The following is a 14708-nucleotide window of genomic DNA, read 5'->3' as shown; positions in this document are numbered from 1 at the left end:
AATGCCCGATGCACAGCAACTCGCACAGCAGATCCTCGACGCCGTCGGTGGGTCCTCGAACATCTCGGACGTCGAGAACTGCATGACCCGGCTGCGGGTCGAGGTGGCATCGACGGACGCCGTCTCGCTCGACAAACTGAAGTCCACCGACGGGGTGATCGCCGCGATCGCCGCCGGGTCGAACCTGCAGATCGTGCTCGGGCCGGGGCTCGTCGACCGGGTGGCCGACTCACTCGATTCGTTGCGGTCTGCGCCTGCTCCCGGGGGTGCGTCTCCTGAAGAGCTCGCGGCTCGCGGCGCAGAGATCAAGGCGACTGCACGGGCCCGCTCCGACGGCCGCACCATGCGCGCCATCCGCCGCATCTCCGCGATCTTCATCCCGCTCATCCCCGCGCTCATCGCCTGCGGTCTCATCGCCGGGATCAACGGCATCCTCACGAACCTCGGGTGGCTGCCGGGCGTGACGCCGTTCCTCGGTGTGCTGTCGTCCGGGTTCCTGTCCCTGCTCGCCGTCTTCGTCGGCATGAACGCCGCGAAGGAGTTCGGCGGCACGCCGATCCTCGGCGGTGCCGTGGGTGCGATCGTCGTCGCGGCCGGGGTCGCCAACGTGACCGTGTTCGGGCAGACGCTCGCTCCCGGGCAGGGCGGTGTGCTCGGCGCGATGGCCGGCGGCATCCTCGCCGCCCTGGTCGAGCGCTTCATGCGCCGGCACACGCCGGACGTCATCGCGCTCATCGTCGTGCCGACCGTCACCGTGCTCGTGGCCGGGTCAATCACCCTCGGCATCCTGATGTCCGTCGCCGGAGTCGTCTCCGTCGCGATCGGCACCGCGGCCACCTGGCTCCTCGCGAACGGCGGCGCCTCCGCCGGGTTCGTCCTCGGCGGGTTCTTCCTGCCGCTCGTGATGACCGGCATGCACCAGGCGCTCACGCCGATCCACACCACGCTCATCGACCAGACCGGCTGGACCGTGCTGCTGCCCGTGCTGGCGATGGGTGGTGCAGGGCAGATCGGTGCCGCGATCGCCCTGTGGATGCGCTTCCGTCGCAACGAGGCGCTCTCGCGGACGATCCGTGGCGCGCTGCCGGCCGGGCTCCTCGGTGTCGGCGAGCCCCTCATCTACGGTGTGACGCTCCCCCTCGGTCGGCCGTTCATCACCGCCTGCATCGGTGGCGCGTTCGGTGGCGGTGTCGTCGGGCTGTTCGACCAGCTCGGGCACTCAGTCGGGGCGATCGCCATCGGGGCCTCGGACCTGTCGCTCATCCCGCTGCTCGACGGTTCGTCCGGGTACGGGTGGGCGCTGCTCGGGTACGGGTCGGGGCTCGTGGTGGCGTACGTCGTGGGTTTCGTGGCGACGTTGTTGTTCGGTGTGTCCGCGTCTGTGCGGGCTGACCTCGAGGCGCAGTCGTCAGTGCCGTCCGGCGACCCTGTAGCTCCGGATGCGCCGCTGGACGTGTCGGTCACGTCGGTCGAAGCGAACATGGCCGCCTCGCGCTGATAAGCCGCTCTCCCACATCGCAGTCCACCGTCGATCCGTCCACAGATCACCGCTCGGATCCTCAACTCATCGAATACTTGGTAAGGATCCGAGCTTGGACAAGTGGGAAGCAGACGACGCTCGTCGGCGGCACATGGCCAGCTTCGGTCGACGGGACACCGCGCCCGAGCTCGCGCTGCGCCGTGAACTGCACCGCCGAGGGCGACGGTTCTTCGTCGATCGGCGCGTGAGCAGTCACTGCCGCGTTCGACCCGACCTCGTGTTTCCACGTGCACGGATCGCGGTCTTCGTCGACGGGTGCTTCTGGCACTACTGCGAGGAGCACGCCCACTTACCGAAGGCGAACGCCGAGCTGTGGCGTCGGAAGTTGCTCGCCAACCGGCAGCGGGACGCACAGAACCAGGCGATCTTGGTGATGGAAGGTTGGCGGGTGCTGCGGTTCTGGGAGCACGAACGTCCCGAGGATGCAGCCGCCTGCGTCGAGCACGCCCTGGATCAGTGGAGTGCAATCGCTCGTACCGCGCTGAGCTTCTCAGGCAGTATGGAACGCATGATCGAGGTCGTCGCCGGCGTACTCACTCAGCCCGACGGTCGCGTACTCGCATGTCGAAGGGCACCTGGTCGACAGGCGGCGGGCCAATGGGAGTTCCCCGGAGGGAAGGTCGAGCCAGGAGAGCCCGCTGCGGAAGCCCTGCGACGCGAGCTCCACGAAGAGCTCGGTCTGAACGTCGTCGTTGGCGAACCGATCGACCGCTCCATCACGAGTGTCGGCAACGTCGACATCGACCTCGCCACCTACCGAGTCGCCTGGACCGCGGACGGACCGACGTCGAGCACTGACCACGACGAGTTGCGCTGGGTGCTCCCCGTCGAACTCGGCTCGCTCGGTTGGGCCAAGCCAGATCTGCCCACAGTGAAGATCCTGACCAGCGCCGCGGCTACGGCCTGACCTCCTGGAAGTCACCGCTCGAGATCGGCCACCACACGGTGATCCCGACCGAGGTGCACAGCTCCATCATCGAGGGTTGGGGCTCGGACGGCAGGAGGACCGCCGGAGTCACCGTAAGACCACTACGTCGCGCGACCGCCGCGTAGTCGAGCGCCTGCCCGATCGCGGTGCGGACGTAGGCCCGCGCGGTCGACTTCTTGGCCTCGACGACATGGCCGATCGTCGGGTCGTAGAGGTCGGGCACGATCGTCACACCGCCCTCAGTGAGACGCAGCACCTGCACATCATCACCCCGAGCGCGAAGCCATTCGCCGAACCGGGTCTGCAGCTCGAACTCGCGGCGGGAGACGGATCGCATCGACTCGCCTTCGTCGACCCGCCGCACCTGGTACTCGCTGAAGTCGAGCGATTGCCAGGCGGACGTGGCTGAAGAGGCACCGATCGCTGACGCGCGGCCGGAAGGGTCGCCGGCCTCGTCGACGAGGGCGGGCAAGAGCGACGTGTCCGCGTCGACGGCGACGAGGTTGAACACCAGTCCGTCCCGCTTAGGAGACGACCCGGTCCCGGGGAAGCGCTCCCAGGTGTAGGGCGGATCAGCGAGCGCGAAGCTCCCGACGTAGGTCACGGTGCCCTGACCCCGGAACACGCGGATGGGGCGACCGATTGCCTCGGAATCCGCCAGCGCCTTGTTGTTGCCGGTCAGCTTCTGGTCGCCGTTCTGTCCTTGCCCGCTGTAGCGGAAGACGCCATCACCGCGGAGGCCCTCGTGCACGCGGTAGCCGTGTTCCTCGCCGCCGTCGTTCGTGAACACGAGCATCTCGTTCGTCTTCACGACACGCGTGATGCCGTCCTGCCAGCTACCACCGCCGAGACGGCTGTGCAGCTCACGCCGTCCGATACTTGTGCCGATCGGGATGTCCCAGACCATTTCCATTCCCCTCGTTATGGAAACGCTAGGCGACGACCGACGAGCTGCTCGAACGCTGAGCAGCCCCCAGAACGGGGAGCTCCCTTGACGGTTGCTCACGAGAGAGGATGTCGCAGTACCGGAGCATTCGAGGGGGACGCCGGTGTGATCAGGACACTCCTCGGGGAGCACCACCATGACCATCGCCGCAACCTCTGCAGGGGCAGAAACGTGACGACTCCGCAGCCGCGCCGACGAACACCCGCGGCAGGCGGACGAAGCTGAACAGCAGGCGGGATGCTACGAGATCGCCGAGCGCACCGAGGCCGAGACCGCTCGACACCCCTGAGTCGATGAGCGAAGCCGAGCGGGAGCGCCGGGAACTCGAGCGGCGGCAGTCGTACGTGGGTATGACGCGGGCGCGCGACGGGCTCTGGGTGGCGACGCACGCTTACTGACGATGACAACTTCGGCACATCTAGTGCTGCCGCTGATTCTCCTCCCTCACAACACACTTCGACTCACTCAGCATGAGCACCAAACAAGGAACAGAAATGCCTTTCGCTCTAGACGACATGTTGGTCGTCGGTGTCGCCTCGAGCGCACTGTTCGACCTGTCCGATTCGGACAAGATCTTCCGCGAGTACGGGGAGGACGAGTACCGGAAGCACCAGGAAGAGCACCTCGACGACACACTTCTCCCGGGCGTCGCATTCCCGTTCATCCGCCGCTTGCTGTCTCTCAACGACCTGCGCCCGGACGGTGGACAGTTGGTCGAAGTGATCATCCTCTCCCGGAACGACCCGGAGTCGGGACTACGAGTGATGCGGTCTCTCGAAGCGCACGACCTCGCGATCTCGCGGGCGATCTTTATGCAGGGCCGGTCGTCGCACGAATACATGGAGGCGCTCAACATGTCGTTGTTCCTCTCCGCCAATGACGACGACGTCCGAGCTGCGATCGACCGCGGCCTGCCTGCCGGTCGCGTTGTCGGCACACCGGCAGAAGATCCAACCGGCACTGACTTACGCATCGCGTTCGACTTTGACGGTGTCCTGACGGACGACTCCTCCGAGCGCATCATGCAGGCCTCCGATCTCGCGGCCTTCCATGAGAACGAGGCTTCTCACACCGACGAAGCGATGCCGGAAGGGTTGATGGCACGGTTCTTGCGCGGGATCAATCGCATCCAGGACATCGAAGAGGATTTGGTTGGGACCGATCCGACCTACAACCGTCGCGTGCACGTCGCGATCGTGACCGCGAGGAATGCGCCGGCACACGAACGAGTCGTTCGGACTCTGCAGGGTTGGGGCCTCCGGGTGAACGATGCGTTCTTCCTCGGTGGTGTCGAGAAGGCCCGCATCCTGCGAGTCCTCCGTCCGCACATCTTCTTCGACGACCAAGTGGATCACCTGCGCGGGGCAGCCAACGAAGTGCCGAGTGTTCACGTCCCCTTCGGGATCGTCAACGCGGCGAAGGGGACGCCATCCAACGTGGCGGCTGACACGGAAGAGCCGGTGAACCGCGAGCCGCAGGACCAGCCAGACGATCTCGCCAGCTAGTCTCGATCTCGCTCCGACCTGGCCTCCGTGCCAGCCGCACCTCAAGGGGAACCGCATCATGGCGATGTCCATCCACGATCTGCTCGACGTCTACGCGACTATCGCTCCGGACAAGCGCACCAAGGGCCGCCTCTTCGAACGGTTGACTCGTGCATACCTGACAACCGACCCGAAGTGGACGGCGCGCTTCGACGAGGTATGGCTCTGGCAAGACTGGCCTGACCGAAACGGGAAGACCGACACCGGGATCGATCTCGTTGCACGGGAGCGTCATGGTGGCGGGTTGTGCGCGATCCAGTGCAAGTTCCACGACCCGGAGAACACCATCCAGAAGAGTGACCTCGACTCGTTCTTCACGGCATCGGGGAAGGCAGCCTTCTCATCGCGTTTGATCGTCGCCACCGCTCCGCTCGGGAAGAACGCGCTCGAGGCCCTCGTCGATCAGCAGTTGCCGACCGCGCAGATCCCGATCGAGGAGTTCGAGCACAGTGGGATCGATTGGTCAGAGTACTCCTTCGACCACCCCGACTCGCTTGCTGCCCCCGTTCAGAAGTCGCTGCGCCCGCACCAGGTAGAAGCGCTGAACGCGGTGGAGGCTGGCCTGGAAAGCACCGACCGCGGCAAGCTGATCATGGCGTGCGGCACGGGCAAGACGTTCACCAGCCTTCGTATCGCGGAAGCTGTTGCCGGCCGCGGGGGAAAGGTACTCTTCCTGGTCCCCTCGATCGCGTTGCTGTCCCAGACACTCCGGGAGTGGTCACAGGAGCGAGCCATGCCGCTCCGGGCCTTCGCCGTGTGCTCGGACAGTAAGGTCGGACGAGTCAGCGAAGACTTCACGGTCGCTGATCTCGCCTACCCAGCCACCACGAACACGCAACAGCTCCTCAAGGAAGTTGCTAAGGCCGATGAGCCCGACGGCTTGACCGTCTTCTTCTCGACGTATCAGTCGATCGATGTCGTCGCCAAGGCGCAGGCTGAAGGGCTGGCGAACTTCGACCTCGTGATCTGTGACGAAGCGCACCGCACTGCTGGTTTCTCCCGGCAGGGCGTGGACGAATCGGCATTCCTGCGCGTGCACTCGGATGATGCGATTAAGACCACTGCCCGCGTCTACATGACTGCCACGCCAAAGATCTACGCTGAATCAGCGAAGAACCAGGCCGACGAGAACGCGGCCGTGATCTACTCGATGGACAACGAGAGCGTGTTCGGCCCGGTCTTCCACCGCCTGGGGTTCGGCGAAGCAGTGGAGCGAGACCTCCTCTCGGACTACCGGGTACTCGTTCTCACCATCGACGAGGACTCGATCGGCAGTGCGTTCCAAGAAACCTTCGCAGCTGACGGCGAGCTGAACATCCCCGACGCTGCCCGGATCGTCGGCATCTACAACGGGCTCGCCAAGCGCGGCGTGCAGGGCATCGACACCACGACCCCGAATGCACATCAACCGTTGCGACGAGCTGTCGCGTTCTCCCGCTCGATCAAGGACTCGAAAACCGTGCGAGGCTTTCTTGACGGCTACGGCGGAGTCGATGGAGCCCGCCCTGACAGCATCGCTGGGCGTCGTATCGATCTCTCGGACGACGGTGACGCCCAGACTTACCGGCTCGAGGCCCGGCACGTCGACGGAGGGATGAACATCCTCGAGCGCAACGAGCACCTCGATTGGCTCAAGGCCGACACCAGCGAGCAGAACGTGTGCCGGATCCTCACCAACGCGCGCTGCCTGTCTGAGGGCGTCGACGTTCCTGCACTCGACGCCGTCATCTTCCTCAACTCACGAGACAGTCAGGTCGACGTCGTGCAGTCGGTCGGTCGCGTCATGCGGAAGGCTCCGGGAAAGGACTACGGGTACATCGTCCTGCCCATCGCGGTGCCCGCCGGGCAGTCACCCGAGCAGGCCCTGAACGACAACACCAAGTTCAAGGTCGTCTGGGACGTTCTGCGCGCGCTGCGTGCTCATGACGAGCGGTTCGAAGCGAAAATCGAGCAGATCGACCTCAACGGTCGCATTGACACCGGCCCGGTCATCGCGACCAACTTCTCCGACGCCGACCTGCCCGAACCCGCTCCCGACTCCACGACCCTCGAAACGTCGCAAGTCCCGCTCGACATGAGCGTGCTCGGTGCAGATTGGCAGAACGCGATTTATGCGCGCATCGTCGACAAGGTCGGCGAACGCGACTACTGGGAGAACTGGGCTCAGGACGTTGCAGAGATCGCCGCCCGACAGATCGCCCGCATCACCAGCCTTGTCGACGGCTCGAACGCCGTGCTCCGCGCCGAGTTCACCCGTTTCGTGAAGGGCCTCCAGGACAATCTCAACCCCGGGGTCACCGAGCCGCAGGCAATCGAGATGCTCTCCCAGCACCTCATCACACAACCCGTCTTCGATGCCCTCTTCGCCGGCCACGCTTTCAGTGACCACAACCCGGTCTCGCAGGTCATGCAACGCATGGTCGACGCCCTTGAAGAGCAGAACCTCACCACCGAAACCAGCGACCTCGCCGACTTCTACGCCGGCGTACAACGCACCGTGGCCGGCATCACCGACGCTGCCGGCCGGCAGACGATCATCAAGCGGCTGTACGAGAAGTTCTTCACCGGCGCCTTCCGGGGCACCTCCGAACGGCTCGGCATCGTGTACACACCCAACGAGATCGTCGACTTCATCCTCAGAAGCGCCGACCGGCTCTCCCGCGACCACTTCGGTGCGGGGCTCACCGACCACGGCGTCCACGTCCTCGACCCGTTCACCGGTACCGGCACCTTCATCGTTCGCCTCCTGCAGTCCGGCCTCATCACCCCTGGTGACCTCGCGCACAAATACCGTCACGAGCTCCACGCGAACGAGATTGTGCTGCTCGCGTACTACGTCGCCGCGGTGAATATCGAGGCCACCTACAACGGCCTCCAGGGCGGTGAATACGTGCCGTTCCCCGGAGTGGTCCTCACCGACACGTTCCAGACCGCCGAGGACGACGACACCTACGACGACCAAGGCGTGTTTGGCGACAACAACGAACGCGTGAAGCAGCAGAACGCCCTCGACATCCGAATCATCGTCGGCAACCCGCCCTACTCATCTGGGCAGGACTCAGCCAACGACAACAACCAGAACCTGAAGTACCCGTACCTCGACAAGCGCATCGCTGCCACCTACGCTGCTCTCTCGACGGGGCAGAACAAGAACAGTCTGTATGACTCCTACATCCGCGCCATCCGCTGGGCCTCGGACCGGATCAAAGACCATGGCATCGTCGCTTACGTGACCAACGGTGGCTTCCTCGACAGCAACTCCGCCGCCGGGCTGCGTCTCACCTTGCAAGAAGAGTTCACCGAGCTTTACATTCTCAACCTCCGCGGTAATCAGCGCACTGCGGGTGAGGAATCTAGACGAGAAGGCGGAAAAGTGTTCGGCTCGGGCAGTCGCGCCTCCGTCGCGATCTCGCTGCTCGTGAAAAACCCGAGTCGGGCGTCTTCCGGCGCGATTCACTACCGGGACATCGGCGATTACCTCACCCGCGAGGACAAGCTCGGCCTCCTAGAGCAGTACCACGACTCGGACGGCGTCCCGTGGCAGCAGATCGTAGCGAACGACCACGGGGACTGGATCAATCAACGAAACGACGTCTTCGAAACGTTCACGCCTATCGGCGACAAGACCGACAACCAAGCAGGCATCTTCGCTTTATACTCGCGGGGCCTGGCGACGGCTCGTGACGCTTGGGCATATAAGACTTCCGAAGAAGCGCTGCGGTCTAACATGAGCCAGATGATCGACTTTTACAATAAGGAAGTCGAACGTTTAGCCTCTACGGCGGTGGCCTCGAAGGACGTAGACCAGAAGATCAACTTCGACGCCACCAAGATGAGTTGGAATCGTGCGGACAAGGTGCGCCTCACTCGCGGCGTCAAATACGAGTTCGACGACTCTAAGATCGTTCAATCGCTGTACCGACCTTTCAACAAGCAGATGGTCTATTTTGACCGGCAACTTAACGACATGGTCTATCAACTCGACCGCATTTTCCCGCAAAACGAACGCAACCTGGGCTTTTACTTAACATCACCGTCTACGCACTTCCCCACCTTCGCAGTGCTCGCTACCGACGTTGTACCTGACCTCCATACGCTGGATACCGGTCAGTTCTTCCCGCGATACGTGTACGACCTCGATGCGGAGGAAGGCACGTTCGCGATGTTCGACGGACCAGAGCGTCGCGACAACATCACCGATACCGCCCTCGCCCGCTACCGGGAACTGTATGGGCAGGACGTCAGTGCGGACGACGTGTTCTTCGCGGTCTACGGAGTCCTGCACTCCCAGGACTACCGGCACCAGTTCGCCGCGGACCTCAAGAAGATGCTGCCTCGCATCCCCGAGCTGACCGACCCGACCGACTTTCGGGCGTTCGCTGCCGCCGGTCGGGCACTGTCGGATCTGCACATCGGGTACGAAAACGTAAGCCTTTACCCGGTGACTCTTAGTAGCCCGGTTCCTGCCGAGCTGCATGTGACGAAGATGCGGTACGGTGGCAAAGCGGGCAGCTGGGACCGCACCGTCATTCACGTTGCGTCCGGGCTCACCATCAGCGATATCCCGCCCGAGGCGCACGAGTACAAGCTCGGCTCCCGATCAGCCCTCGACTGGATTCTCGAGCGGTACCAGGTCAAGACCGACAAGGCATCCGGCATCATCAACGACCCCAACGACTGGGGCGCCGAACACGGCAACTCGGCCTACATCGTCGAGCTCATCCAACGCATCGTGACAGTCAGCGTCGAGACGGTGCGCATCGTGGCAGGCCTCCCCGCTCTGAAGTACCGCAAGAAACCGACTTCCTAATCGCGTGGGACCCGGTCGGCAGCCTCAGGACGTTGGCCGGGTCTTCTCGTAACAGCGCCCGCCAATGGCAAGGGCAGTGAGTTCGGACAACGCTCGTCGCGGGTCCGCGTCGAACTCACCGAGGTCCACTGGACTGCGAGTGAGCTTCAGACCCTCGGCCAGCTCCATTGATGCTCCCCGATCCCCAGTGCCCGCGTACACGAGCCATCCCTCCCCCAACCCGAACCGCCGGCAGTACGCCGCCATCTGGTACAGATCAGCGTTCGGGTACTGCCCGTGCTTCTCGACCTTGTACTTCACGTCGATGCAGGCCCGTACCTCCCCGTCGACGACCCACACCAGGTCCGGCGCGATCTTCACGGTCCCCTCAACGTCGAGCGTCGACGCGTACTGAGACACGAGCACTCCCCCGTACGGCTTGAACTCCTCGCGCAGGGCAGCCGACACGAAGTCCTCGAACACGGACCACATATCGACGAGGAAGCCCGATGCGACGACCGACCCGGCCCGTTGCTCGACCGACGACCCCGACAGGACGAGCGACGCCAAGGCCAGCGCGGACGAGTACCGCCCGTTGCGCCGATCCGGCTGGACCACGGGCACCGGAGCCCCGACCGGGATCACCGACACCCCATCGAGTACTCGCGCTAGCCGCCGCAGCGCACTGAGCACATCCACCGGCACGCCCGGCAGCCGCAACAACCGCGTTACAGCAGTCAGCAGCACCTGGTTCTCTGCGATGTCTTCCACGTAGTCGTCGAACGACACCTCGACCGGTAGCGGCTGCCCGCCCCGCCGCGTCAGCTGGTCACCGATCCGCCACCGACCGCGCACGAGCGGCAGCGCGTCCTCGCGCGTGACGTATCCACGAAGCGGTCCTCCGGCCAACGCCCGCGCGGCCTGCCGCACGAACGCGTGCGCCAACGCCGGCACGAGGTCATCGTCCTCCTCGAACCCGAAGTCGTCTTCTGTCCAGATCGCACTCCCGGCACGGGCGTACCCGAGCATCGCGAACAGCCGCCGCACCGGCGCCTTCGGCTTGAGCCACACCGTGTACCCGGCGATCCGCACGACCCCGACCTTCCGGACACCGCTCACGCGGTATTCATCGTCGCCGAGCGTCGGCGCGACCGTCGCGATGTTCGCCGACGCGAGCCCGACGGCGACCGCCCGCGGCAGCCGGTGCACCACCGGCTGGTCCGCCTCCCGCAGCTCAATCGTCGTCGGAAGCACCCTCGGCCCCGTCCGCCGGCGTGGGCGTCGTCCGGCGACGCAGCATTGCCAGGCCGTACCGGGCCTCCAGGTCGACGCCTTCGCCGTAGTGGTGCTCCGCCAGGAGCGGCAGGATCTCGTACCGCCACACGTCCTGCAGACCGGTCCCGGCGAGGTCGCGCATCAGGAACGACGGCCCGACCTTGGCATCGTGGTCCTGGATTTGCGCGTTGAGTCGCGTCAGCAGGTCGGCACGGTCGTCCCGGAGGCCCTTGGTCGCCGCCCAACGCGACAACACGTTCTGCACGGGCTCGCGTTCCGGGTGCAGCTCGATGAACGCGAAGCGTCGCCGCATCGCGGCGTCCAGCATCGCGATCGATCGGTCGGCGGTGTTCATCGTGCCGATGACGAAGATGTTGCTCGGCAGGGTGAAGGGCTCGTCGCTGTAGAGGAGGGAGATCTCGCTGTCGCGGTACTCGAGCAGGAAGTACAGCTCGCCGAACACTTTCGCGATGTTGCCGCGGTTGATCTCGTCGATGACCAGGAAGTAGTTCGCCTCGGGGTTGGCGGCTGCGGCGTCAGCGAGGCGGCGGAGCGGTCCCTTTCGGAGCGTGAAGGCCAGGTTGCCGCTGTCGTCGTTGGCAACGGGGCGGAAGCCCTCGAAGAAGTCCTCGTACGAGTACGTCGGGTGGAACTGGACGATGGTGGTCTCGCCGTCTGTGCCGTCCGTCACGTGCTTCGAGAGCGCCTGGGCGAGGAAGGTCTTCCCGGTGCCCGGAGGGCCGTAGAGGATCACCTGCTTGCGGCGCTCGATGAGGTCGACGGTGTCCTGGAGCCAGCGTTCGGGCATGTGCAAGCCCGATGCGAGGCTGCTCGTGACCGCCGGAAAGCTGGTCCGGTCTCCGGTAGAGGGCCGATCGGTGATCGGTGACAGCTGCTCATCGGCTGATTCAACCCGTGTTGCTGGTGCGGTCGCCCATCGGGATCGGAGCGGTTCGCGGTAGTAGACGGCAGGACCGTTCTCTTTCGTCTGCAGTGCGAGCGTGATGTCGAGGAACTCACGATCAGGGTCATCGACGACCTCGATCGCCTCGGTGCCGCCCGCGACCTCGCCACGGAATACTGTTCGGATGCGCTCGCGGTCGACGGCGGAGATCACCTCACCGAACGACTCGGGGTGGACGAGGTACATCAGTTCGTTGCGCTGGGTCGGGAACGCTGTTCCGGGCACTGCGGCGACGAAGTCCCTCCAGGCCCACGGGTCTTCGAGCAGTGAGTCGCGCTCGTCGTCAGCGAGCCCGACCCATCGGTCGACGAGCCGGATCACGATGGAGAGCGCGTTGTGGATCCCCTGTGCCATGCCCTGACCCGGATTGAAGGACCAAGACCGGAAGGCTTGGTCGACCTCGGCCGGGATGAGGACTGGTTCGCGCATGAGGTCGAGCAGCGCCTGCACTCGTTCGCGCTTCTTCCGCTCGCCCGGGCTCTGCAGCGGAAGGAGCTGCCACGCGACGAGTTCGGCCATCAGGAGACGCGCATCGTCACTCGCGTCCGCGAACTGCTCGCGGAGCTTGTCGAGGAAGCTGTCTCCCGCGACCTCTTCCTGCTCGGCGAAACATCGGACGAGCTCTGCCGAGACGTCCGGCCTCCAGACCGACCGGTGCTCGGCGAACACCGAGGACAGCTGCCGCAGACCACGCTCCCGGAAACGCAGGGAGGCATCCCTGATCCGCTCTGCGCCGGCGTCGGGCGGGAGGATCACCACGCTCAATCGAGCCGTGCGGTCGGCCCTCAGCGCTTTGGTGACCTCGCGTGCCGCCCGCGTGGCCTCCTTCCGGAACTCCGTCGGATCGGGGTCATCGGCGAGGACTCGTCGTCCCACATCCGTGATCGACCAAAGCCCGTCGCCTGATTTCTGCAGAAGCCCTGCTCGGCCGAGTGTTGACGTGCCGAACCAGAACGCGTTCCGGCCACGGGGTTCTGGCCGGGACGGCACGAAGGTCGACTCCGTTGCGCTCATTGGGACCTGGGACAGCGCGGCATCCCAGACTTCCTTGCGGGGCGCCGGCTCTGACCGCGCTGCGAGAAAACGAAGGCCAGCCAGAAGCCGCTCGTCTTGTCGTTGTTGATCTGACACGAGCTGCTCCTGATCTTTGGGCTTTCGGGAGGGGCCCTCAGCTTCCAGATCCTACGGTGACAGCCGTTCGGATGGTCCCCCGACTGCGATTCACGTGCACGCTGCATGCGCGGGCCGACGGCTGAGCGGATCGACACGGCAGCTGCAGGCTGATCCGGGTCAGCTCGTGATGTGGTCCGCAACAGCCGTGCGCGATGCCGCACCCCTCGTTCTGGGCTGCTGTGCGTGCGCACAGCGGGACGTAGCCTTCGACGTGGCCAGGGGCGAGCCGGTTCGTCGCGCCCTGCAGTGAGGAACGACGAGGAGCGCCATGACTGACGAGATCGAGATTATCCGCGACGAAGACGGCGTCGCGATTATCGGCGACCCGAACGCAGTCGAGCGCTTTCTGTCATCGACCGGTCTCACGTCCCGAGAACTCGCGGTGCCCGGGCTGAGCCAGGCCGCCAGCACCGGGTCGATGGCTGCTCAGGCGGGCGCTGGACTGGCCGCTTCAGGGCGATGGGTGAAGCTCACGCGGGAGTCGGCGAAGGCCCTGAAAGACTTCCCGGCGATGAAGGGGTCGAACCCGACCGTGAGTCGCGCGATGGTGACGGACGGCGGGAAGATCAAGGGCATCCTGCAGTTCGTGAAGACACCCGGCTCCGTGCTCACGAACCCTGCCATCCTCACGGGCGCTGCGGGCGTGATGGCCCAGCTCGCGATGCAGCAGGCGATGGACGAAATCACTGACTACCTGGCCAAGATCGACGCAAAACTCGACGACGTCCTCCGCGCTCAGAAGGACCAGGTATTCGCCGAGATGATCGGCGTCGACCTGCTCCTGAGCGAAGCGCTCACGATCCGAGAGCACGTGGGCGGTGTCAACGACGTCACCTGGTCGAAGGTCCAAGGCGCGAGCCAGACCCTTCTGACCGTGCAGTCGTACGCCCTCCGTGCGCTGGACGCGCTGGCGTCGAAGCTCGAGAAGACCACGAAGGTCGGAGACCTCGCCGACCTGACTTCGGGGGCCGAGACGACCGCCAGCGAGTGGTTGGCGGTCCTCGCGCGCTGCTTCCAACTGCAGGACGGTCTCGCGGTGCTCGAGCTCGATCGGCTCCTCCGTACGACGCCCGACGAACTGGACCGCCATCGTGCCGGGCTCCAGGTTGCACGCAAGCAACGACGGGCTGCGATCGCGGCGACGACGAAGCGCCTCATCGAGCGGATGGATGCGGCAGCGGGTGTCGGCGATATGAAGGTGCTGTTCAGCCCACTCGATTCCCGGCGAGTCGTCGAGTCCACCAACCGAGTCGCGGCCGGTCTGGTCGAATTCCATGACCACCTCGGCATTGAACACGAGCGGTCGGAACTCGCGTCCAAGAAGTGGCGGGATGCCGTTGACGACGTCGCAACCGACGCAAAGGGCCGGGCACTCGACGTTGGCGCGGACGGCGTGGAGGTTGCAAAGCGCCTGAGCGGTGACGCTATCGGTCAGGCTGCGACCGCGGCGGGCGCTTTGTCGAGCCGGCTGGCGGGGCTGCAGACTCGCATGCGTCGAAACCGTGGAGACGTTGCCGAAGACTGAGCACCCCACAACGGGTACTCCCGC

The 14708-nt window shown here is 65.0% G+C and carries 8 protein-coding genes; 5 read left to right on the top strand and 3 right to left on the bottom strand.

The window, feature by feature from the left end; all coding sequences use genetic code 11:
- Nucleotide 1 precedes the first annotated feature (1 nt).
- Nucleotides 2-1498: a PTS transporter subunit EIIC gene (locus DEJ28_RS06685; RefSeq protein WP_111117141.1), complete on the top strand. Its 1497-nt coding sequence runs from the start codon at nt 2-4 to the stop codon at nt 1496-1498.
- A gap of 94 nt (nt 1499-1592) precedes the next feature.
- On the top strand, nt 1593-2447 hold the full coding sequence (vsr, locus tag DEJ28_RS06680; RefSeq protein WP_258368251.1) for a DNA mismatch endonuclease Vsr: 855 nt from the start codon (nt 1593-1595) through the stop codon (nt 2445-2447).
- Here the strand turns inward: vsr and DEJ28_RS06675 are convergent.
- Nucleotides 2437-3375, bottom strand: coding sequence for an SRA domain-containing endonuclease (locus DEJ28_RS06675; RefSeq protein WP_111117140.1), 939 nt, complete (start codon nt 3373-3375; stop codon nt 2437-2439). The genes vsr and DEJ28_RS06675 overlap by 11 nt on opposite strands.
- Nucleotides 3376-3884: 509 nt before the next feature.
- Here DEJ28_RS06675 and DEJ28_RS06670 point away from each other — a divergent pair.
- Together DEJ28_RS06670 and DEJ28_RS06665 are read left to right on the top strand one after the other, a co-directional pair.
- A complete protein-coding gene (locus DEJ28_RS06670) occupies nt 3885-4919 on the top strand; it encodes a 5'-nucleotidase (protein WP_258368249.1) in 1035 nt (344 codons plus the stop codon).
- Nucleotides 4920-4977: 58 nt separating this feature from the next.
- Entirely contained in the window at nt 4978-9768 is a 4791-nt protein-coding gene (locus tag DEJ28_RS06665) for a DEAD/DEAH box helicase (RefSeq protein WP_111117138.1), read from the top strand.
- Nucleotides 9769-9792: 24 nt separating this feature from the next.
- On the opposite strand, the gene DEJ28_RS06660 is transcribed toward DEJ28_RS06665, so the two are convergent.
- Both DEJ28_RS06660 and DEJ28_RS06655 read right to left on the bottom strand, forming a co-directional pair.
- Nucleotides 9793-10839, bottom strand: a complete 1047-nt coding sequence (locus tag DEJ28_RS06660) for an McrC family protein (protein ID WP_146248921.1) — start codon at nt 10837-10839, stop codon at nt 9793-9795.
- A 142-nt stretch (nt 10840-10981) separates the two neighbouring features.
- On the bottom strand, nt 10982-13117 hold the full coding sequence (locus DEJ28_RS06655; protein WP_111117136.1) for an AAA family ATPase: 2136 nt from the start codon (nt 13115-13117) through the stop codon (nt 10982-10984).
- 310 nt (nt 13118-13427) lie between these two features.
- Between DEJ28_RS06655 and DEJ28_RS06650 the strand changes: the two genes are divergently transcribed.
- Nucleotides 13428-14684: a hypothetical protein gene (locus DEJ28_RS06650; protein WP_111117135.1), complete on the top strand. Its 1257-nt coding sequence runs from the start codon at nt 13428-13430 to the stop codon at nt 14682-14684.
- Nucleotides 14685-14708 lie beyond the last annotated feature (24 nt).

The sequence above is a fragment of the Curtobacterium sp. MCPF17_002 genome (assembly GCF_003234115.2).
Classification (GTDB): Bacteria; Actinomycetota; Actinomycetes; order Actinomycetales; family Microbacteriaceae; genus Curtobacterium.
The sequence above is the reverse complement of the archived record's forward strand: the minus strand, read 5'-3'. Positions and strand labels throughout refer to the sequence as shown.

Excerpts from the sequence above, each read along its gene's own strand:
- DEJ28_RS06685 (WP_111117141.1), top strand. The coding sequence starts at position 2 with ATGCCCGATGCACAGCAACTCGCACAGCAGATCCTCGACGCCGTCGGT.
- DEJ28_RS06675 (WP_111117140.1), bottom strand. The coding sequence starts at position 3,375 with ATGGTCTGGGACATCCCGATCGGCACAAGTATCGGACGGCGTGAGCTG.
- DEJ28_RS06670 (WP_258368249.1), top strand. The coding sequence starts at position 3,885 with ATGAGCACCAAACAAGGAACAGAAATGCCTTTCGCTCTAGACGACATG.
- DEJ28_RS06665 (WP_111117138.1), top strand. The coding sequence starts at position 4,978 with ATGGCGATGTCCATCCACGATCTGCTCGACGTCTACGCGACTATCGCT.
- DEJ28_RS06650 (WP_111117135.1), top strand. The coding sequence starts at position 13,428 with ATGACTGACGAGATCGAGATTATCCGCGACGAAGACGGCGTCGCGATT.